Annotated in this window: 28 protein-coding genes and 1 other RNA gene; 16 read left to right on the top strand and 13 right to left on the bottom strand. The window is 64.3% G+C overall.

Annotated features, from left to right (window positions below; all coding sequences use genetic code 11):
• Nucleotides 1-3 precede the first annotated feature (3 nt).
• The 4 genes from L8F97_RS01580 to L8F97_RS01595 form a co-directional block, all read right to left on the bottom strand.
• The gene (locus tag L8F97_RS01580; protein ID WP_242146241.1) at nucleotides 4-1,245 is read right to left on the bottom strand and encodes a putative DNA modification/repair radical SAM protein; all 1,242 of its coding nucleotides are present in this window, start codon (nucleotides 1,243-1,245) and stop codon (nucleotides 4-6) included.
• Nucleotides 1,246-1,319: 74 nt separating this feature from the next.
• Entirely contained in the window at nucleotides 1,320-1,997 is a 678-nt protein-coding gene (gene mtgA / locus L8F97_RS01585; protein WP_242146242.1) for a monofunctional biosynthetic peptidoglycan transglycosylase, read from the bottom strand.
• A gap of 109 nt (nucleotides 1,998-2,106) precedes the next feature.
• Nucleotides 2,107-3,009, bottom strand: coding sequence for an RNA polymerase sigma factor RpoH (rpoH, locus tag L8F97_RS01590; protein ID WP_242146243.1), 903 nt, complete (start codon nucleotides 3,007-3,009; stop codon nucleotides 2,107-2,109).
• Between the two features lie 57 nt (nucleotides 3,010-3,066).
• On the bottom strand, nucleotides 3,067-4,014 hold the full coding sequence (locus L8F97_RS01595) for an RluA family pseudouridine synthase (RefSeq protein WP_242146244.1): 948 nt from the start codon (nucleotides 4,012-4,014) through the stop codon (nucleotides 3,067-3,069).
• A 20-nt stretch (nucleotides 4,015-4,034) separates the two neighbouring features.
• Between L8F97_RS01595 and L8F97_RS01600 the strand changes: the two genes are divergently transcribed.
• From L8F97_RS01600 to L8F97_RS01660, 13 genes are all read left to right on the top strand, one after another.
• Nucleotides 4,035-4,442: a Mov34/MPN/PAD-1 family protein gene (locus L8F97_RS01600; protein ID WP_242146245.1), complete on the top strand. Its 408-nt coding sequence runs from the start codon at nucleotides 4,035-4,037 to the stop codon at nucleotides 4,440-4,442.
• Nucleotides 4,439-5,128 (top strand): lysozyme inhibitor LprI family protein, encoded by a 690-nt coding sequence (locus tag L8F97_RS01605; protein ID WP_242146246.1) that lies wholly within the window; start codon nucleotides 4,439-4,441, stop codon nucleotides 5,126-5,128. The genes L8F97_RS01600 and L8F97_RS01605 overlap by 4 nt, the downstream gene beginning before the upstream one ends.
• Nucleotides 5,129-5,197: 69 nt before the next feature.
• Nucleotides 5,198-5,842 carry a histidine phosphotransferase family protein gene (locus L8F97_RS01610; RefSeq protein WP_242146247.1) on the top strand — a complete coding sequence of 215 codons (645 nt, stop codon included), beginning with the start codon at nucleotides 5,198-5,200 and terminating at the stop codon, nucleotides 5,840-5,842.
• A 54-nt stretch (nucleotides 5,843-5,896) separates the two neighbouring features.
• The gene (locus L8F97_RS01615) at nucleotides 5,897-8,197 is read left to right on the top strand and encodes a chemotaxis protein CheA (RefSeq protein ID WP_242146248.1); all 2,301 of its coding nucleotides are present in this window, start codon (nucleotides 5,897-5,899) and stop codon (nucleotides 8,195-8,197) included.
• Nucleotides 8,197-8,622, top strand: coding sequence for a chemotaxis protein CheW (locus L8F97_RS01620; RefSeq protein ID WP_242146249.1), 426 nt, complete (start codon nucleotides 8,197-8,199; stop codon nucleotides 8,620-8,622). Before L8F97_RS01615 ends, L8F97_RS01620 begins: the two co-directional genes overlap by 1 nt.
• A 70-nt stretch (nucleotides 8,623-8,692) precedes the next feature.
• Nucleotides 8,693-9,058, top strand: a complete 366-nt coding sequence (locus L8F97_RS01625) for a response regulator (RefSeq protein ID WP_242146250.1) — start codon at nucleotides 8,693-8,695, stop codon at nucleotides 9,056-9,058.
• A 14-nt stretch (nucleotides 9,059-9,072) separates the two neighbouring features.
• Nucleotides 9,073-10,137 carry a chemotaxis-specific protein-glutamate methyltransferase CheB gene (cheB, locus tag L8F97_RS01630; protein WP_242146251.1) on the top strand — a complete coding sequence of 355 codons (1,065 nt, stop codon included), beginning with the start codon at nucleotides 9,073-9,075 and terminating at the stop codon, nucleotides 10,135-10,137.
• Nucleotides 10,134-10,991, top strand: coding sequence for a CheR family methyltransferase (locus L8F97_RS01635; RefSeq protein ID WP_242146252.1), 858 nt, complete (start codon nucleotides 10,134-10,136; stop codon nucleotides 10,989-10,991). Before cheB ends, L8F97_RS01635 begins: the two co-directional genes overlap by 4 nt.
• 45 nt (nucleotides 10,992-11,036) lie before the next feature.
• Complete coding sequence (locus L8F97_RS01640; RefSeq protein ID WP_242146253.1) at nucleotides 11,037-11,726, top strand: N-acetylmuramoyl-L-alanine amidase; 690 nt, start codon at nucleotides 11,037-11,039, stop codon at nucleotides 11,724-11,726.
• 10 nt (nucleotides 11,727-11,736) lie between these two features.
• Nucleotides 11,737-12,121: RNase P RNA component class A (gene rnpB, locus L8F97_RS01645), an RNA gene on the top strand.
• Nucleotides 12,122-12,201: 80 nt separating this feature from the next.
• Nucleotides 12,202-12,744, top strand: a complete 543-nt coding sequence (locus L8F97_RS01650) for a J domain-containing protein (protein WP_242146254.1) — start codon at nucleotides 12,202-12,204, stop codon at nucleotides 12,742-12,744.
• Complete coding sequence (locus L8F97_RS01655) at nucleotides 12,741-13,052, top strand: hypothetical protein (RefSeq protein WP_242146255.1); 312 nt, start codon at nucleotides 12,741-12,743, stop codon at nucleotides 13,050-13,052. The genes L8F97_RS01650 and L8F97_RS01655 overlap by 4 nt, the downstream gene beginning before the upstream one ends.
• Before the next feature lie 44 nt (nucleotides 13,053-13,096).
• Nucleotides 13,097-13,516, top strand: a complete 420-nt coding sequence (locus L8F97_RS01660; RefSeq protein ID WP_242146256.1) for a hypothetical protein — start codon at nucleotides 13,097-13,099, stop codon at nucleotides 13,514-13,516.
• 4 nt (nucleotides 13,517-13,520) lie between these two features.
• Here the strand turns inward: L8F97_RS01660 and L8F97_RS01665 are convergent, their stop codons facing one another.
• The 9 genes from L8F97_RS01665 to pspA form a co-directional block, all read right to left on the bottom strand.
• On the bottom strand, nucleotides 13,521-13,931 hold the full coding sequence (locus tag L8F97_RS01665) for a SufE family protein (RefSeq protein ID WP_242146257.1): 411 nt from the start codon (nucleotides 13,929-13,931) through the stop codon (nucleotides 13,521-13,523).
• 172 nt (nucleotides 13,932-14,103) lie between these two features.
• The gene (locus L8F97_RS01670) at nucleotides 14,104-14,346 is read right to left on the bottom strand and encodes a hypothetical protein (RefSeq protein ID WP_242146258.1); all 243 of its coding nucleotides are present in this window, start codon (nucleotides 14,344-14,346) and stop codon (nucleotides 14,104-14,106) included.
• Between the two features lie 26 nt (nucleotides 14,347-14,372).
• On the bottom strand, nucleotides 14,373-14,642 hold the full coding sequence (locus L8F97_RS01675) for a hypothetical protein (RefSeq protein WP_242146259.1): 270 nt from the start codon (nucleotides 14,640-14,642) through the stop codon (nucleotides 14,373-14,375).
• Nucleotides 14,643-14,671: 29 nt separating this feature from the next.
• A complete protein-coding gene (locus L8F97_RS22550; protein ID WP_277924680.1) occupies nucleotides 14,672-14,797 on the bottom strand; it encodes a hypothetical protein in 126 nt (41 codons plus the stop codon).
• Between the two features lie 82 nt (nucleotides 14,798-14,879).
• Complete coding sequence (locus L8F97_RS01680) at nucleotides 14,880-15,176, bottom strand: hypothetical protein (RefSeq protein WP_242146260.1); 297 nt, start codon at nucleotides 15,174-15,176, stop codon at nucleotides 14,880-14,882.
• Between the two features lie 30 nt (nucleotides 15,177-15,206).
• Nucleotides 15,207-15,458: a hypothetical protein gene (locus tag L8F97_RS01685; RefSeq protein ID WP_242146261.1), complete on the bottom strand. Its 252-nt coding sequence runs from the start codon at nucleotides 15,456-15,458 to the stop codon at nucleotides 15,207-15,209.
• Between the two features lie 30 nt (nucleotides 15,459-15,488).
• On the bottom strand, nucleotides 15,489-15,869 hold the full coding sequence (pspC, locus tag L8F97_RS01690) for an envelope stress response membrane protein PspC (protein ID WP_242146262.1): 381 nt from the start codon (nucleotides 15,867-15,869) through the stop codon (nucleotides 15,489-15,491).
• 3 nt (nucleotides 15,870-15,872) lie between these two features.
• Entirely contained in the window at nucleotides 15,873-16,145 is a 273-nt protein-coding gene (gene pspB, locus L8F97_RS01695) for an envelope stress response membrane protein PspB (protein ID WP_242146263.1), read from the bottom strand.
• Nucleotide 16,146: 1 nt separating this feature from the next.
• Entirely contained in the window at nucleotides 16,147-16,815 is a 669-nt protein-coding gene (gene pspA, locus L8F97_RS01700) for a phage shock protein PspA (RefSeq protein WP_242146264.1), read from the bottom strand.
• A 169-nt stretch (nucleotides 16,816-16,984) separates the two neighbouring features.
• Here pspA and pspF point away from each other — a divergent pair, with 169 nt between their 5' ends.
• The 3 genes from pspF to L8F97_RS01715 all read left to right on the top strand — a co-directional run bounded on the left by pspF (nucleotide 16,985) and on the right by L8F97_RS01715 (nucleotide 19,220).
• Complete coding sequence (pspF, locus tag L8F97_RS01705) at nucleotides 16,985-18,001, top strand: phage shock protein operon transcriptional activator (RefSeq protein WP_242146265.1); 1,017 nt, start codon at nucleotides 16,985-16,987, stop codon at nucleotides 17,999-18,001.
• Nucleotides 18,002-18,097: 96 nt separating this feature from the next.
• Nucleotides 18,098-18,709, top strand: coding sequence for a superoxide dismutase (locus L8F97_RS01710; protein ID WP_242146266.1), 612 nt, complete (start codon nucleotides 18,098-18,100; stop codon nucleotides 18,707-18,709).
• A gap of 115 nt (nucleotides 18,710-18,824) precedes the next feature.
• A complete protein-coding gene (locus L8F97_RS01715) occupies nucleotides 18,825-19,220 on the top strand; it encodes a hypothetical protein (protein ID WP_242146267.1) in 396 nt (131 codons plus the stop codon).
• The last annotated feature ends 10 nt before the right edge of the window (nucleotides 19,221-19,230 follow it).

Below are 19,230 nucleotides of genomic sequence, written 5' to 3' on the forward strand. Positions count from 1 at the left end.
CCGTCACGCGAACAATTCCATCTGCTTGGCCGCCGGTTTGGGGAGCGGCAGATCGGCCTGGTCGGACAACGCGATCGGCCGCCAGTCGCTCGCCACCAGAAACGGGCGAACCTTGCTGATCGAGGAGGTCAGCCGCCCAATATCCGCGAGCGACAGCGTGCGCCCGCGTCGCGCGGCGAGGATCTTGTCGACCGCGCGCGTGCCGAGGCCGGGCACGCGCAGCAGCATTTCGCGCGGTGCCTTGTTGACGTCGACCGGGAAGCAGCCGCGAAACTTGAGCGCCCACGCAAGCTTCGGATCGATATCGAGCCGCATCATGCCGTTGTCGTCCGCCGCCGCCGCGACCTCGCCGGGCTGGTATTCGTAAAATCGCATTAACCAGTCGGATTGATACAGCCGATGTTCGCGCATCAGTGGGGGGCGTTGCAGCGGCAGCACCGCGCTGGCGTCCGGGATCGGCGAGAAGGCGGAGTAATATACCCGCTTGAGATTGAACGACCCGTAGAGATTGGCCGCACGCGAGACGATGTCGCGATCGGTCGCGGCATCCGCGCCGACGATCATCTGCGTGGACTGCCCGGCGGGAGCGAAGCGCGGCGCGGACTTGTAATGCTTCTTCGCATCGGCGGTATCGATAATGGCATCCGACATGCCCGCCATCGCGCCTTCGATACTCTCCTGCGTCTTTTCGGGGGCGAGCCGCTTGAGACCACTCGCGGTCGGCAGTTCGACGTTGATCGAGATACGGTCGGCAAACATACCCGCCTGATGGATCAGCTCGGGATCGGCATCCGGGATCGTCTTGAGGTGGATATAGCCCCGAAAGTCGTGATCTTCCCGCAGGCTCCGCGCGACCTCGACGATCTGCTCCATCGTATAATTTGATGAGCCGATAATGCCGGAGGATAGGAACAGCCCCTCGATATAATTGCGCCGGTAGAAGGAGAGGGTGAGGCGCACCACCTCCTCGGCGGTGAAGCGCGCGCGGCGGACGTTGCTGCTCTTGCGGTTGATGCAATAATGGCAGTCGAAGATGCAGCTGTTGGTCAGCAGGATCTTGAGCAGGCTGATGCAGCGTCCGTCCGGCGCATAGGCGTGGCAAATGCCCATGCCGGCATCGGTCGAGCCGATCCCCTTGCCATCGCGCGACGAGCGTTTGACCGTGCCGGAAGAGGCGCAGCTCGCATCATATTTTGCAGCGTCGGCAAGAATCTCGAGCTTCGCGCGGGTATCGAGCTGGGCCATACGTTCGATATATGTTCTTTATTGTTGGATGTCGAGCGATCAACGCATCAACATCAACAATGGCTACCACACGATCAGCGCAAGCAAGCGTCCAGCCCGTCGTTACGGACCACGCCGACCCGGCGCGACAGCACGTTGCCATGCCGCCGCACGAAACCATGCGGATCGATCGCTGCGCGCTTCTTCGGCTGCGGCAGCACGGCGGCGATGCGTCCGGCCTCCGAGGGGCTGAGCGAGGAGGCGTCATGGCGGAAGTAGCGCATCGCGCCGGCGTTGACGCCGTAGGTGCCGATGCCGGTTTCCGCGACGTTGAGGTACACCTCCATGATGCGGCGCTTGCCCCACAGGTTCTCGATCAGCACGGTGAAATACGCTTCCAGCGCTTTGCGCGCATAGCCGCCGCCCTGAAACAGGAAGACGTTCTTGGCGGTCTGCTGGCTTATCGTCGAGCCGCCGCGGATGCGGCCGCCCTGCGCGTTGCGGCGATAGGCATTCTCGATCGCGGCGATATCAAAACCGTGGTGCGAGCAGAACCGCGAGTCTTCTCCCGCGATCGCCGCGCGTGGCATATCGGGATCGATCTGCGACAACGGCATCCACGATTTCGATATGCTATGGCCGCTCGCCATATCGCCCAGCATGGTCAGCGTAACGGGTGGGGGCACGAAACGGTACACGAGCACCATCGCCACTGACAGCATCAGGAAACCGATGACGATCTTGAAGACCCAGCCGATCAGGCGAAGGATCATCGAACGGCGCCGGGGCGGGGTGGTATCATACAGCGGGTTCCTGCGCCGTGGCGCTCCGACGGGTGGCATGCACTGCCATCACCCGCCGGACGCCACTTCGCAAGCCCGATCAGGCGGCGACCAGCATCCGCTTGTCACCGGCCAACCGCATCATCGCCTTTTGCAGCTTCTCGAACGCCCGCACCTCGATCTGGCGAACCCGCTCGCGCGAGACGCCGTATACCTGGCTCAGTTCCTCAAGCGTCTTGGGCTCGTCGGTGAGGCGCCGTTCGGTGAGGATGTGCTGCTCGCGCTCGTTCAGGTCGGTCATCGCGTTTTCGAGCATGGTGTGGCGGACGTCCGCCTCCTGCGCATCGGCGACGATCGTGTCCTGCAGGGGCGAATCGTCCTGCAACCAATCCTGCCACTGGCCGTCGCCATCTTCGCGCATCGGCACGTTGAGCGAGGTATCCCCGCCCATCGACATGCGGCGATTCATGCTGGTGACTTCAGCCTCGGTCACGCCGAGGTCGTGCGCGATCTTGGCGAGATGCTCGGGCGAGAGATCGCCATCCTCGAACGCGTCGAGCTTGGACTTCATGCGGCGCAGGTTGAAAAACAGCTTCTTCTGCGCGGCGGTGGTGCCCATCTTGACGAGGCTCCACGACCGCAGGATGAACTCCTGGATCGACGCGCGAATCCACCACATCGCATAAGTGGCGAGGCGGAAGCCGCGATCAGCCTCGAACTTCTTCACGCCCTGCATCAGGCCGATATTGCCCTCGGAGATCAGCTCCGACACGGGCAGGCCATAGCCACGATACCCCATCGCGATCTTCGCGACGAGGCGGAGATGCGAGGTGACGAGCTGCGCCGCCGCATCGGTATCGCCATGCTCCTCGAAACGCTTGGCGAGCATATATTCCTGCTCGGGCGCGAGGATTGGAAACTTTTTGATCTCAGACAGATAGCGGTTGAGGCTTGCCTCACCGCCAAGAGCGGGGATCGTCGCCGGTAAATTGCCGGAGGCCATGATCAATCTCCCATAAAATCGCGCGTCCCGGGTACCGTGGCGACGCGCATACGAAACCTATACGTTAAGACTATCGAACAGTTCCTGCATGTCCGACGGCATTTCGCTATCAAATGCCAAAGCGTTGCTTTCTAGCGGGTGAATGAACCCGAGCCTTGCGGCGTGCAACGCCTGCCGGCGGAAATCCAACGTTTCCAGAACAGGCCGGTGAACCGGTTTTGTTCTACCATAGACCGGGTCGCCCAACAAGGGATGTCCGATCGAAGCCATGTGCACGCGCACCTGATGGGTGCGACCCGTTTCCAGCCGACATTCGACCAGCGCGGCATCCCGCAGCCGGGTGAGCGTGCTGAAATGCGTGACGGCGCGCTTGCCGCCAGCCACGATCGCGACCTTCTTACGATTCTGCGGGCTCCGCGCGAGCGGGGCGTCGACCTTGCCCTCGCTCGGGGTTGGGCGGCCACCGACGATTGCCTTGTAGCGCCGGTCGATACTGTGCGCGGCGAACTGCTTGGCGAGACCTTCGTGCGCGCGGTCGGTCTTGGCGGCGACCATCAGGCCGGACGTGTCCTTGTCGATCCGGTGGACGATGCCCGGCCGCGCGACGCCACCGATCCCCGACAGTCGCCCCGCGCAATAGTGGAGCAGCGCGTTGACCAGCGTGCCGTCGAGATTGCCCGCCGCCGGATGCACCACCAGCCCGGCCTGCTTGTCGATGACGATGAGGTGATCGTCCTCGAACACGATATTGAGCGCGATGTCCTGCGGCTCATTGTGCGCGGGGCGCGGGGCGGGGACGTTGACGCGGTAGAGGCCGCCCGGCACCGCCTTGCTGGCCGGATCGCGGCGCAGCACGCCGGCCTCGTCGGTCACCTCGCCGGTCGAGATCAAGGCTTTCAGTCGCTCGCGCGAGATCGTCGGCAACGCATCAGCCAGCGCCCGGTCGAGCCGTAGCCCTTCGGCGTCGGCGACGCGCGCTTCGATAGTGGAAACCCCCCGGTCCATAGCGTAAGAATTTGGGCGTTATGTTGGAGATTTCAAGCGCTGCACTGCAACGGATTGTCGCCGACGCGGCTGTCGACCCCACGCGAGAGCGATGCGGGATTTTGTTCGGGGGCGACGATCGGATCGTCGACGCTTCGCTCTGCGCCAACGTCGCGGCCGATCCGACGCGCACGTTCGAGATCGATCCCGTCGCACTGTTCGCGGCATTGCGGGCCGAACGGGCGGGCGGTGCGACGATCGTCGGCTATTGGCATTCGCATCCCAGCGGCGACGTGCGGCCGTCCGCTACCGATGCGGCGATGGCGGTGCCGGACGGCAAGATCTGGCTAATCGTCAGCGGCGTTACAGTCGGCATGTGGCGGGCGGGAAACCAGCCGGGCGCGGTGCGTTTCGATGCGATACCGTACCAAGTGGGAGAGGTCATGTGATGCGTTCGAAGATGATCGCGCTGATGATGGTGGTGCCCTTCGTGGTCCTTTCCGGCAGCGCTGCCATCGGACAACACGCGCCGTCCGCTGCCGCCAACTGCGCGCGCGCTACGAGCGCCTCGGAGAAGATGATCTGCGGCAATGCGCGGCTAGTGGAGGGCGATGCAGGGCTCGCGACTGTCTATAGCCGCTTGATCCAGCACAGCGCGCCATCCCAGCAAGCCGTGGTCCGTAACGGGCAACGCGCCTGGCTGGCGCGACGCGACCGGTGTCGCGACACGACATGCCTGCGGAACCTGTACGATGCGCGCACCACCGCCCTGTATGCCCAACTCGAAGCGCGCGATGCGGTCCTACGGCGCGGGGTCGCGAAGATCGGACAATGCGCCGTCGCCAAGATCGATCAGATTGGCCCACGTCTGGCCGATGGCAGCGACTTGAACAGTCGCCCCGACGATACCGGCACCAGCGTCAGCTTCACCAATGGCGTGCATCAGGTGTCGTACGATCTTGAAAAGCCGGTTGCACGCTCGCGGATCGGCGATCCGGCGAAGGTGTGCCTGGTGTCGATCCCGCGCAACTGCCCGCCCGGTGACGATCGCGGGCGGCAGTATGCCGTCACCAACCTGCGCACCGGCGAACACTGGCAGATGTACGATTCGCAGCATATGTGCGGCGGCGCCTGATACGCGCACACGACTTGCGGCAACGCCGCCGCTACGCCAAAGAGGCCCGACACGCGGGAGCCTTGTCCTTTGACTATCAACGCCGTCGACTTCGCCAGCCTGCTGTGCTCGCGCCTTTGCCATGATCTGCTTAGCCCGGTGGGCGCGCTCAACAACGGGCTCGAACTGCTCGCGGACGAGCATGATCCCGACATGCGTGCGCGCTGTCTGGAACTGCTTAGTGAGAGCGCGAAAGCATCCGCCAACAAGCTAAAGTTCTTCCGACTGGCGTTCGGTGCGGCGGGCGGTTTCGGCGAGACGATCGATTCGCGTGAGGCGCGCGCGGCGATCGAGGGGCTGTTCGGCGATACCCACCGGGTGAAGCTCGGCTGGTTGGTCGAAGACCCGAGCCTTCCAAAATCCGGCATCAAGGTGCTGCTCAACCTCGCACTGATCGCGGGCGACGCGTTGATCCGCGGCGGCCAGCTCGACGTCGGCGCGGAATGCGTCGGCAAGCAGATGGAGATCGTGGTGCGTGCCGATGGCCCGCGCATCGTGCTCGACAACGAACTGCGCACCGCGTTGACCGGCGTTGGCGCGGTCGCCGCGATTACACCGCGTGCGGCGGCGGCGTATCTGGTCCAGTCGATCGTTGCCGAGGGCAAGGGCTCTATTCAGGTGTCCGACCCCGAAGATCCGGTGCTGCTGTTCGGCGCCACCCTGACGGTAGCGTAAACCCGGCTTTAACGGCTCGTCCTGCAAAGAGGCCCTCGCGCACGCCGAGGGCACATGGACGATCTTCTTCAGGAATTCATCGCAGAAACGCGCGAGACGCTGGAAGCGCTTTCCGGTGAGATCGTCGCGTGGGAATCGGCTCCGGCCGATCGCGAACGGCTCGATGCGATCTTTCGCTTCGTCCACACCGTCAAAGGGAGCTGTGGCTTCCTCGATCTGCCACGCCTCAGCCGGCTTAGCCATGCCGCCGAGGATGTGCTGGCGGCGGTCCGGTCCGGCGAACGCACGCCCGACACAAGGCTGGTCAACGCCGTGCTCGCGATCGTCGATCGTATCGGTGAGATCGTGGAAGCGATCGACGGTGGGATCGCGCTCGACGACGGCGGCGAGGAACTGCTGATCGCCGCCCTCGACAAGGGCGCCCAAGCGGCGGCGCCCGCCGCGATCGCGCCGGTGCCCCGCACCGCGCCGACCCGCAGTGTACGCCTCAACGTCGACCTGCTCGATCGCATGATGAGCGGCATGTCCGACATGGTGCTGGCGCGTAATGAACTTGCGCGGCGTTTGCGCGACGAGGGTGCCGATCCGGCGATCGAAGCGGCGCTCGAACGGCTTTCCGCCACCGTTGCCGAAATGCGCGACACGGTGACGCGCACGCGCATGCAGAAGATCGATGCATTGTTTTCCGCACTGCCGCGCATGGTGCGCGATACCGCCGCCGAACTTGGCAAGTCGGTGACGCTGCATGTCGAAGGAAGCGACGTCGAACTCGATCGCGAGATGATCGAGATGATGCGCGACCCGCTCGTCCATATCGTCCGTAACGCGATTGATCACGGGATCGAGGCGCCTGCCGCGCGCCGTGCCGCAGGTAAGCGCGAAAACGGCAGGCTGACCGTGTCCGCGCGCCAGTCGGGCAACCAGATCATCGTCGTGATCGAGGATGACGGCGCCGGCATCGACACCGCCGCGCTGGTCGAAAAAGCCGCTCGCAGCGGTAGCCGCACGGATGCGGAACTGCGCGAGATGAGCGACCGTGCGAAGCTCGATCTCGTGTTCGAGGCAGGCGTCTCCACCAAGGACACCGTCACGTCAGTGTCGGGGCGTGGCGTCGGCATGGACGTGGTGCGCGCCAACGTCGAACAGATCGGCGGGCGCATCGATCTCACCAACGTACCCGGCAAGGGTCTTTCAATCGCGATCCACGTGCCGCTCACGCTGTCGATCATCGCGGCGATCGGCGTCAGCGCCGGCGATCAGCGTTTCGCGATCTCACGGCAAGCGATCGAGGAGATCGTTTCTGTGCAAGGCGAGTCGATCCGCATCGATCTGCTCGGCAGCACGCAGGTCGCCACGGTCCGCGACCGACGGATGCCGCTGGTCGATCTCGCTGGCTTGCTAGGTGTCGTACGGGAACGTGAGGCGGGTAAGCTCGCGATCCTCAGCATCCCCGGCGGCAGTTTCGCGTTGGCGGTGGACGACGTGCTCGATCACGAGGAACTGGTCATCAAGCCGGCCGCGCCTGCGGTGATGGCGACCGGGGTCTACGCCGGCCAAACCCTTCCCGATACCGGCGTGCCGATGCTGCTGCTGGATTGCGCGGGCATTGCGGCGCACGCGGGTATCCGCTTCTGGCGCGAAACCGTGACGGAAGACGCCGAAGCGCAGACCGAGACGACCGCCGCATCCGCGTTGTTGTTCGACGACTTGGACGGGGCACGCCGCTTGGTGGCGCTCGCCGCGATCGACCGGATCGAACCGGTATCGACGCATGCGATCCGCTATTCGGCCGGGCGTTTGCGCCTGTCGCTGGACGACCGCATCATCCCGCTTGTCGCGCACGATAATTGGGCTGACCGTGCACAGGTCCACATCCTGCGCCTGCGCGACGGCGACAGCGAGGTTGGCTATGCGATTGGGGATGCAATCGACATCGTCGATTTGCCCGAGGTGGTGATGCCCGCGAGCGTGCCTGGCCCAATCGCAGGCGTGGCCGCGATCGACGGCCAGCAAATCGAGGTTCTCGACCTGTTCTGGCTGTTTAGTGAGCATGGCACCCTGCCGCAGCATGCCGCACCGCCGCTATGCCTGCTCGACGGCAGTGAAACGGCGTGGATGACGAGCTTTCTCAAGCCGGTGCTGGAGAGTGCCGGCTACCGGGTAGCCACCACGTTGAAGGGCACGGACCAGCCCGATGTGGTGCTGACGATGGACGCGACCGTGCTTGCGGTCGGTACATCGGTGCCGGTCGTCCGGCTACGCCGCGAGCCCGATGGTGCGGCTTCGGGCACCGTTTACCGATATGACCGCGAGGGATTGCTTGCGGCGCTCAACCTTTCCAGCGGAGCCCGGTGATGAGTGGCCTGTTCCTGATCGCCCACCTCGCCGGGCGTGCCGTCGCGATCGACTCGGCGCAGGTCGATTCGGTCGTCGATATTGGCACGATCGTGCCGGTGCCGCGCGCCGACGCGCAAGTACGCGGGCTTGCCGCGCTGCGCAGCCGGGTGGTTACCGTGATCGATCCGCGCGCGGCGATCGGCGTCGGCGAAAGCGTCGGCAATCGCGCGGTCATCACCCGGATCGACGGGCATCATTACGCCATTCTGGTCGACACGCTGGAAGACGTGGCACCGTTCGACTTCCGCCCGCTCGCATCCGGCGTCGTGCTGGACGGCGCGTGGAGCAGCATCGGCTACGGCACCGTGGAAATGGATGGAGAGCCGATCCTGGCCGTCGACCTGCGTGCCTTGGTACCGTGCGCAACTCCGGTCGCTGCCTGAGGGCGCAATTAACCGGACTCGAAGGTTTTTGCGCCAAAACGGAGCTGTAAAGCGTAAAACGGGGTCAATAATGAAAACCTGCCTGGTCGTCGATGATTCGAAGGTGATCCGCAAGGTCGCGCGGCACATCCTGGAAACCCTCAATTTCAGGGTCACCGAGGCTGGTGATGGCCGTCAGGCGCTCGACAGTTGCCTGGAGTCGGTGCCCGACGTGGTGCTGCTCGATTGGAACATGCCGGTAATGAGCGGGATGGACTTCCTGCGCGCGCTGCGCGATTCGAGCGTCGCACGTCGCCCTAAGGTGGTGTTCTGCACGACCGAGAATGGGATGGCTCATATCCGTGCCGCAATCGAGGCGGGGGCCGACGAATATGTCATGAAGCCGTTCGACCGCGAGACGTTGGAAAGTAAGCTGCAGATCGTCGGTATGGCCTGAGCGGAGTTTCATCCGTGCCACCCGTCAGCGCCATCGCGCGGCCGAGCGTTGCCGATGCGGCTCCTACGCGGATCCTGATCGTCGATGATTCCGCGGTCGCGCGGGCGGTAATCGGCCGTGCCATCGAAGCCGACCCGCGTTTCAAGGTGGTCGGCTCGGTACCGCACACGGCCGCTGCGCTGGGGTTTCTGAAAACCAATCGCGCCGACGCGCTGGTCCTCGATATCGAGATGCCCGGGGTTAGTGGCCTGGCGGCACTGCCGTCGTTGATTGCAGAAGGGCAGGGCGCCAAGGTGCTGATCGTGTCTTCCTCCGCCGGTGATGGCGCGTCGACAACCATCGAGGCGCTGGCGTTGGGTGCAGCCGACACTTTGGTCAAGCCGGCAGTCGGTGGCTTTGCGGGTCGATTCTCCGTCGATCTGGTCGAAAAACTGGGGCGGCTCTGCACCGGCGAGCGAGCCGTCGGCCCGGTTCGCGCCGCGCCACCGCGTTTGGCAGCTGGCGGTTTCGACATCGTTGGGATCGGTGCTTCGACCGGGGGCATCCACGCGCTCAAACTCATTCTCACCGAACTGCCGGCGAGCTTTACCGTACCGATCCTCATTACCCAGCACCTGCCGGAATCGTTCATGCCCTATTTTGCAGCGCAGGTCGCCGTGCTCGCGAACCGGCCATGCGTCGTCGCCGAGAACAGGATGCGCGTTCGCGCCGGCCACGTATACGTGGCGCCCGGTGATGCCCACATGCGTATCGTGAGTGCAGGGGATGGCGCGGCGGTTCGGCTGATAGACAAAGCCGCGCCGAGCGGATGCATGCCTTCGGTTGATCCGATGCTGGAGTCGCTCGCCGAAGTGTATGGCCCCCGCGCGCTTGCCATCGTGCTCAGCGGCATGGGCCGCGACGGCAGCGCTGGCGCTTGTCAGATCGCGCATGCCGGCGGTGCGGTGGTCGTGCAGGATCGTGAAAGCTCGGTGGTCTGGGGTATGCCCGGCGCGGTCGCGCGGGCGGGATCTGCGCACGCTATCCTGCCACCCGCAGAGATCGCGAAGCTTATCGTCACCGGACGGAGACCGTCATGATGCCGCCAAAGGCCGCCTCGCCGGCACGTGGGGCGTTGAACCTTCTGGCGGCTTTGCTGGAAGCGCGTACCGGTCAGCAGATCGGCCACGATCGCGCGTGGCGGATCGAAAGTGCGTTGAAACCGCTGATGCGCGAGCGGGGTTACGAGACGATCGAGGCGCTGGCGGCTGCGACCGCCGGAGCCAGCGAACTCGCCACGGCTGCCGTAAATGCGATGCTGAACCACGAAAGCTCGTTCTTCCGCGATGGTCAGGTCTTCGACGTGGTCGCGGAGGCGGCGCGCGACTATCGCGCTAACGCGACCGATCACCGTCGCCGGCTGCGCGTCTGGTCGGCCGGCTGCTCGACCGGCCAGGAGCCGGTTTCACTGGCGATTACCCTCGCCGAAACCGCGACGGGTTTCGACGAGGACGCAGCGGAAATCATCGCGACTGACGTGTCCGACGTGGCGCTCGCGCGGGCACGATCTGGCATCTACTCGCAATTCGAGATCCAACGCGGGCTGTCCATTCGCCGCATGATCGGCTGGTTTGAGCCACATGGTAACGAATGGGCGGTCAAGCGCGATCTGCTGCGCCACCTTCAGTATCGCCGTATGAACCTCGTCGCTGACCCGCTGCCCGGCGGACGCTTCGATATCGTGCTGTGCCGCAACGTTCTGCTGTATCTATCACCGGATTCGCGCCGTCTGGTGCTCGATCGGATTGCGTCGACGCTGCGGGCGGACGGACTGCTCGTGCTCGGCGCGGGCGAGACAGTGATAGGGCAGAGCGACTGCTTCCGGCCAAGCGCGCGCTACCGGGGCCTGTATGAGTTGGCGAACGCCGCCAGACCGGGTATCGCTGCTGCCTGATCCGCCTGCGCCGTACCCGCGTGGGGGGCGTGTGCAGGAGACAGCATGACGATCATCGAGACGGCGTCCCCCAATTTCGACGAGCGCACGCTGCCGGTCACCATGATCGTTCTCCACTATACTGGCATGGTCGATGCGGTGTCCGCGCTGGAGCGGCTGTGCGATCCCGCCGCCAAGGTGTCGGCACATTATCTGATCGACGAGGATGGCACGGTTTATCGCCTTGTCGCCGAGGACAAGCGCGCCTGGCACGCCGGCGCATCGTGCTGGCGGCGGATCGAGGACGTCAACAGCGCATCCGTCGGCATCGAACTGGTCAACCCGGGGCACGAGCATGGCTACCGTGACTTTGCCGAGCCGCAGGTCGATGCGCTGGTCGGGTTGGTGGCGGAGATCAAGGAACGCCATGGCATCACACGTGGTAACGTCGTCGGCCACTCCGACATTGCGCCGACGCGCAAGCAGGATCCGGGCGAGTTGTTCCCCTGGCACCGCCTTGCCCGGCTGCGGCTTGCGCTGCCGCGCCCGACCCGCAACCTGCTGGACCCGATGTGGACCGACGCCGGCTTCCTGATCGCACTGGAACGCTTTGGTTATGACGTGAAAGACAAGCTCGCGGCGGTGGTTGCCTTCCAGCGCCGCTACCGCCCGGAGCTGATCGACGGCGAGATCGACGGCGAATGTCGCAGCATCCTGCTCGCTTTGTTGTTGCCGAAACCGCAGGGCGACGACTAAGGCAGCTCCACCAGAGGGTCGGGCGGCCGCGTCATGTGCTTGTTGCATGCCGAGGAAAGTCCGGGCTCCGCGAAACGACGGTGCCGGGTAACGCCCGGCGGGGGCGACCCCAGGGACAGTGCCACAGAGAGCAAACCGCCGATGGGCCGCGCGCAAGCGGGGCGACAGGCAAGGGTGAAAGGGTGCGGTAAAAGCGCACCGCGCCGCCGGTAACGGCAGGCGGCAAGGCAAACCCCACCGGGAGCAAGACCGAATAGGGACGGCATATGGGCATCGTTTCTGCTCGTCGTCCGGGTTGGTTGCTTGAGGCGGCGTGCAAACGTCGCCCTAGAGGAATGGTCGCCTATCCCTTGCAAGAGGGTGGACAGAACCCGGCTTACAGACCCTCTGGTACTTTCCCGCGCGTAAGCTCAAAATCTACGGCTCGGCCATTCGGTCATGGCATTGCCGTGCCCGTGTGCCTAAATGGACGGCTATGGCGCGTGCGACAAGACAAGACGATTGGGGCTTCCCCCGCTGGCGGGCCTATGGCGAATCCAGCCGTGAGACGGCCAAGGTGCGCCTGTGCGACCGGCATGGCTGTACCGAACCCGGCAACTGCCCGGCGCCCAAATCGCCCAACAGCCCGGATCGCTGGTATTTCTGCCAGGAACATGCCGGCGAATACAATCGCGGCTGGAATTACTTCGAGGGGTTGAGCGCGGAGGAGGCGGCCGATCGCGAGGCGGCGGAAACGCGCACGGCGGACGGCTACACGACCTCCCGCCATCAGCAATGGGCCGGCTCGGGCGACGGCACGCGTTCGCGCGACGAACTGCGCGCGCTGGAGGTGCTCGGCCTCGAGGTCGATGCCGAGTTCGAGGCGGTCCGGCTGGCGTGGCGGAGACTCGCCAAGCAGAACCACCCAGACGTACGCCCCGGCGACAAGGATGCTGCCACGCGGTTTCAGGCGATTCAAGCAGCTTACGACGTGATCCGTGTTGCCGAGGAACATCGCCAATGGAAACCCGAGGCATGAAGACGGTTCACTCGGACTGGTCGCACACGCTGATGATCTGCGCGAAATGCACCAAGAAGATTGGCGGTGGGTTCGGAGCCAAAGGAAAGCATCCACTCGCCAAGGTCTTGCGCAAGGAACTTGGGGTAAAATCCGGTCGCAAGGCAGCGATGGGAATCGTCGAGGTCAAATGCCTCAAGGTTTGCCCCAAGAACGCAGTGACGGTGGTGGACAGTCGCGACGTCCATGAATGGAAGATCGTCGCGGCTGGTGTATCGACCGCGGCGGTCATCGAGGGATTGGAACTGAACGCGTCAGCGCCCGTTTAGAATAACTGGGCTAACGTGCCGGAATCCTTCGAGGAATAGTCGAGATGCGTGCAAACCAGTGTCTTACCGTCTTCGCCGCGATCGCCGCGATCGGCTCTACCGCCCCGCTACAGGCGCGCGATCGGCTTAGCGGAGAGGCCAGGCTCGCCAAGATGATCGAGGGACGTACCGCCGGCAAACCCGTCGATTGTGTTCCGATCACGCAGATCCGCTCCACCGAGATTATCGATCACACCGCAATCGCCTACACCGCCAGCAACGGCACGATCTATGTGAACCGGCCGAGCGGTGCCAATTTCCTCGACGATGACGACATCCTCGTCAGTGAGCCATATAACGGTCAGGCGTGTCGCATCGACATCGTGCGCCTGATTGATCGCGGTTCGCGGATGCCGAGCGGCTCGGTCGGACTAAACGACTTCGTACCTTACCCGAAGCCGCCCAAGCCGCCGAAGGCGGGCTGATCGTTTAGGCGCCCGCGTAGCGTTCGGCGGTTTCACGGATCAGCGCGATCATGTTCGGGATGCCTTGCGTACGGTTGGAGCTTAGCTGGTTCTTGAGATCGAACGGCGCGAGCGCAGCAGTGATGTCGGTTTCGTTTATCGCTGTCGCGGGCTGATCCTGCACCGTCAGCAGTACGAGTGCGATGATGCCCTTGGTAATCGCGGCGTTAGAATCGGCAAGGAAGTGGAGCGTGCCGTCGTCGCGCCGCATCGGATAGACCCACACTGACGCGGAACAGCCGCGCACCAGCGTCGCATCGGTCTTGAGCGGATCGGGCATCGGCTCAAGCGTCTTGCCGAGGTCGATCAGCAGGCGATAGCGGTCGTCCTGATCGAGGAAGCTGTATTCGTCTTGCAGGTCAGCGAGGGTGGTCATGGCGTAGCGCGGTAACGGTCTTAAAGCTACGCGTCCACTGATCCCGTCCGCCCCCACGGCAAAGGCCGGTGCCGAGTTCTAGCAGCCGCGTAAAGCGGCTTTGCGCTTCCAGACCGTGCCCGTTCGAATTCAGCCTTCGCCTGGGGGAAGGGCGCGGCGTGGCAACGCACAGTCACAGGTCCACTCCGGCGGCGATCGCCTCGAGTTTGCGAATGCGCTCCTTGAGATCGGCGATCTCGATGCGCGCGCTCGCGTTGGGCAGCGTCGGCACGGCGCGATCCCCGAAATGCTGTTGCAACTCCTGCTGCTTCAGCGCCAGCCAGCCGCGCCAGCCGTTGAGCGTCGCGTAGGTCAGCATCGCCAGACCGGCGAGCGCCGTGACGGCCATCGTGATGGCTAGGGTCGGGTCGGTCATGATCCCTGCTCCTGCGCTCATGAGGGTCACTTGGGGTCACGCAGGCGTTCGATCTCGCGATCGAGGCGGGCGGTGCTCGTGTCACTGTCGGTGGCGAGGCGTTCGAGGACGGCAAGCCGTTCCTTCATACCGCGCAGCTCGTCACGCAGCCGCTCGTTCTCGGCGCGGGTGGCGGTGTCGTCGCGGAAGGCGACGCTTTCGCCGGGCTTGGAGTGGACCACACCGAAGCGGGCCATCGCGACGCGGCCGACGGTGATGACGACGATGATGGCGACAACCATCTCAAACGGATTCATGTGAAAACTCCCCTCAGCTTTTTGCGATGTTACTGTGCGATCGACTGCCCGGCGAGCCGTTCCTTGCGGCGGCGCGGGCGGTCGATGCTTTCGGTGGCGAACACGCCGATCGCGGTGAACGCGGCGAGGATGAGAAGAAAACCGGTGACGATCATGAGGCAGACCTTTCCTGTCGGCGCGGCCGGTGGCCGCACACGGGTGGATTTTCGGTAATGTGAGAGTGGTCGGGCGGGCCGCTCAGGGGAGCGCGCGCAACGCCTCGATTTCGCGGGAGGTGCGCTCGGCGGGGTCGGTGGCGATGCGTTCGAGTACGGCGATCCGCTCCTCCAGCCGGCTGATCTGCCCGGCCTGCCGGTCGTTGTCCTGCGACAGCAGATCGATGGTGCGCTGGGTTTGCGCGTCGATGCGGGAGACGGTGTTGCCCTTCTTATCGGCGATTGGGTAGCCGTGCCTGGCGCGTACCCAGGTTGTGAAGGCCCAACTGATCGGGCCGATAGTGATCGCCGCAACCGGCACGATCAAACCCCATTCCATCGTTCTAATCCCTTGTTCTGAATGGACCGATCAGCGCAGTGCGTCGATTTCGTGCAACAGCCGTTGCGGCCGATCGGTGACGATCTGTTCGACGACCGCCAGCCGGCGGCGCATCTCGGCGGCTTCACGCTGTTGGAACAGCACCTCCTCGTCAGGCTTGGTGGAAACCGCTTGCAGGCTGTGCATCGCTTTCCTGACCTTGCGGTTCGCGAACCACTGGATGGCTAGCGTGGCGCAACTTCCAAACAATGTGCCCATGATGAAAAACGGCGTGGCGTCCATGATCTTCCCCTTATCCCGGCGACGGAGCGATCAACGCAAGCTGTCGATCTCGTCAGCGAGGCGGCTGTGGCGGCTGGTGTACATCGTCTCGATGTCGGCGAGGCGACGGTCGATATCGCGGAACTTCGAGCGGACCTCGGCGGTCGATCGCGTCGGGTTGGTGCGGACGCCCTGCCAGAACTTCTCGTCCTCGGGGCTGTCGTACAGGCCGTAGGGCTTGGCATCGGCCATCCACGCGACCAGCCCATAGGCGAGCAGGGTCCAGGGGAAGCCGCCGACCACGGTCAGCACGACCAGGCCGACACGGACGAGGGTGACGTCCATCCCCGTGTAATCCGCGATCCCGGCACAAACGCCGAGCCATTTGCCGTTCGGTTTGTCGACGTAGAATTTGGTGCGGCTGGCGGTCATCGCTCAGTTCCTTTTGGCGAGGTCATAGGAAGGGCGCGGCTCAGCAGGGCTCATGCCGGGGCGCCAGTCGGGATTATCGGCGGCGATGATCCGCTCCACCGTCTGCAACCGGTCTTCCAACCGGCGCGCGAGCAGGTGGAGCTCATCGAGCAACTTCTCGTCCTCGTTGGTGATCTTGGGTGCCTGCTTCCACTTGGTGACGTAGTGCAGGATCACCCACGGCGCGCCGACGAACAGCATGCCGCAGATCACGATGGGGAGGAAAACGTCCTCCATATCAGCCCTCCTTGCCCATGCGCGCCTTCAGCGCGGCGAGTTCGGCATCGACCTTATCGGCGGACTTCAGCTCGGCGATTTCCTCCTCCAGCGTCTTCGGCGCGGCGCCGAAGCCGGCGGCATCAGCGCGGCCCTCGGCCATGTCGACGCGGCGGTCGAGCATGTCGAAGCGCGAGAACGCCTCTTGCATCCGGGGTCCGTTGACCATCTCGCGCAGCTTGAAGCGGTTCTGCGCGCTCTCCAGCCGGGTGACGATCTGGTTCTGGCGGGTGCGGGCCTCGCGCAGCTTGGTCTGCAGCTTGTTGATGTCCTCCTCCGAAGCGCGCAGCGTCTCGTCGAGCAAGGTGATCTCGTCGCCAAGCTGGCCGGCCATGTCGGCGGCCTTTTGCTTCTCGACGAGCGCTGCCTTGGCGAGGTCCTCGCGGCCCTTCGACAGCGCCAGTTCGGCCTTCTCGGTCCAGCTATCCTGCAACTTGCCAAGCTTGTCGATGTGGCGGCGCATCTCCTTCTGGTCGGCGATGGTGCGCGCGGCGGAGGCGCGGACCTCGACCAGGGTTTCCTCCATCTCGAGGATAATCATGCGGATCATCTTCGCCGGATCTTCCGCCTTGTCGAGCAGGTCGGTAAAGTTGGCGGCGACGATGTCGCGGGTGCGGGAAAAGATACCCATCCAAAAAACTCCTTGGCTAAACGCGATACTCGGTGCGTACCCGAACAGCTTTGCAGGGTGCGTGCCGTTTTTTGAAAATGGCGGATTTCCGGCGTTTTTGTCATCGGTGTAGCAGCATGACAAAACAGCACACTTGCCAAGCCTTGGGATTTTACGCCAAGCCTTGGCAATGGAGCGAACTACCCAGGTCATCGGCCAGTCCGGCCCGTTTCTCGATGCGCTGGAACGCGCCAGCCGCGCCGCCGCGCTTGATCGCCCGGTGCTGGTGATCGGCGAACGCGGCACCGGCAAGGAACTCGTCGCGGAACGGCTGCATCGGCTCAGCCCGCGCTGGGACCAGCCGCTGGTGGTGATGAACTGCGCGGCGCTACCGGAAACGCTGATCGAGGCCGAACTGTTCGGACACGAGGCGGGCGCGTTCACCGGCGCGACCAAGGCACGGGTCGGGCGGTTCGAGGAGGCGCATGGCGGCACCTTGTTCCTCGACGAACTCGGCACGCTGTCGATGGCGGCGCAGGATCGACTGCTGCGCGCGGTCGAGTACGGCGAGGTGACGCGGATCGGCTCGTCGCGTCCGCTGCGGGTGAACGTGCGCATCGTCGCCGCCACCAACGAGCATCTGCCCGACAAGGTGGCACGGCACCAGTTTCGCGCCGATCTGCTCGACCGGCTGTCGTTCGAGGTGGTGACGTTGCCGCCGCTGCGCGCGCGCACCGGCGACGTGCCGGTGCTGGCGGAACATTACGGGCGGCGCATGGCGTCGGAAATGGGGCGGCTCGACTGGCCCGGCTTCTCGCGCGAGGCGATGGCGGAGCTGATCGCGTACGACTGGCCCGGCAACGTCCGCGAGTTGCGCAACGTGGTGGAACGCGCGGTGTACCGCTGGGAACGCGACACACCGATCGACGCGATCGAGTTCGATCCGTTCCAATCGCCGCATCGCCCGCGGTCGGTCGCGGGTGGGGCGCCCGCATCGGTGGAAACCACCGCCACCGCTCCCGCCGAGACGACGGACGAACCCGGCGACTTCAAAAGCCGCACCGCCCGGTTCGAGCGCGACCTGCTCAAGAAGGCGATGGCGGAGCACCGTTTCAACCAGCGCGCCACCGCCGACGAGCTCGGCCTCAGCTACGACCAGTTGCGCCATGCACTGAAACGACACGGGTTGATCTCGGCGGGCAGCTGACACGCGCCGCCGCAGGGAATCGGTTGCGTAACGAGTTCGGCGGACCCATTTGACCAGCCTGACGTTTGCCTATTCGAGTTTCCAAAGGAGAAGACCATGGCTTTCGAACTCCCCCCGCTCCCCTACGCCTATGACGCGCTGGAGCCGACGATCTCGAAAGAGACGATGACCTTCCACCACGACAAGCATCACGCGGCGTACACCAACAAGCTCAACGAGGGCGTCGCCGCCGACCCGAAGCTTGAGGGCAAGACGATCGAGGAGATTCTCGGCATGATCTCGTCGCTGCCGCCGCTGGTGCGCAACAATGGCGGCGGTTTTTGGAACCACGACTTCTTCTGGAAGATCATGGGTCCGGAAGGCACCACGCAGCCATCGGGCAAGCTCGCCGAGGCGATCGACGCATACGGTGGTCTCGACAAGCTGAAGGAAGACTTCAATACCAAAGGCGCGGGCCAGTTCGGTTCGGGGTGGGCGTGGGTGATCGCCGATCAGAGCGGCGCGCTCAAGGTCGTCTCGACCCCCAACCAGGACAATCCGTTGATGGACGACGCCAAGGACAAGGGCGCGCCGATTCTCGGTAACGACGTGTGGGAACACGCCTATTACCTGACCTACATGAACGACCGCCCAGGCTACCTGAAGGCGTGGTGGAACGTCGTGAACTGGGACGCCGCCGGCAAGCTGTACGACGCCGCCGTCGCGTAAGTGTTGTGAGCCTCCCCTGCTTTCTGGGGGAGGCTCTTTCCTTTGTTTTCGGAAGTAGAGGCTGGAAAAAGTACGGCGACAGATTTACATCGTCACCATCGTCAGGAGAGTGGCTATGTTTCGCTATGGACTGTTCGCACTTGCGATGACCGGTTGCGCTGTTCCGGTCGCCGCGCAGCAACGCACCGACGCCGATGAAGCGTTTCGCGCTGGCGAAGCGCAGCGGGTAGAGGCTGCCACCTTTCCTGCGCTATCCTCGTCAATGAACACGCGGTCGTCGCGCGGGATCGCGATTGCGGTTGGTGGCACCGGCGATGGCGATTGCTGGGCGGCGCGCAAGGGCAAGCGAGTGTCCGCCGATCAGGCCGGAGCGCTAGGCCCGATCGGACGTAGCCAGTCGTTCCTCGTTGTGGCGGAACGCGGCGCGCCTGCGGCTTGCCTTGGTCAGGCGGTCGCCGCGCTTCATGGCAAGGGCTATGCGAAGTTCCTGCCGCTTATTGCGCGAGATTAACGCAGCGAAG

Origin of the sequence: Sphingomonas sp. BAUL-RG-20F-R05-02, assembly GCF_022662305.1 — a bacterium.
In the GTDB taxonomy this organism is placed as follows: domain Bacteria; phylum Pseudomonadota; class Alphaproteobacteria; order Sphingomonadales; family Sphingomonadaceae; genus Sphingomonas.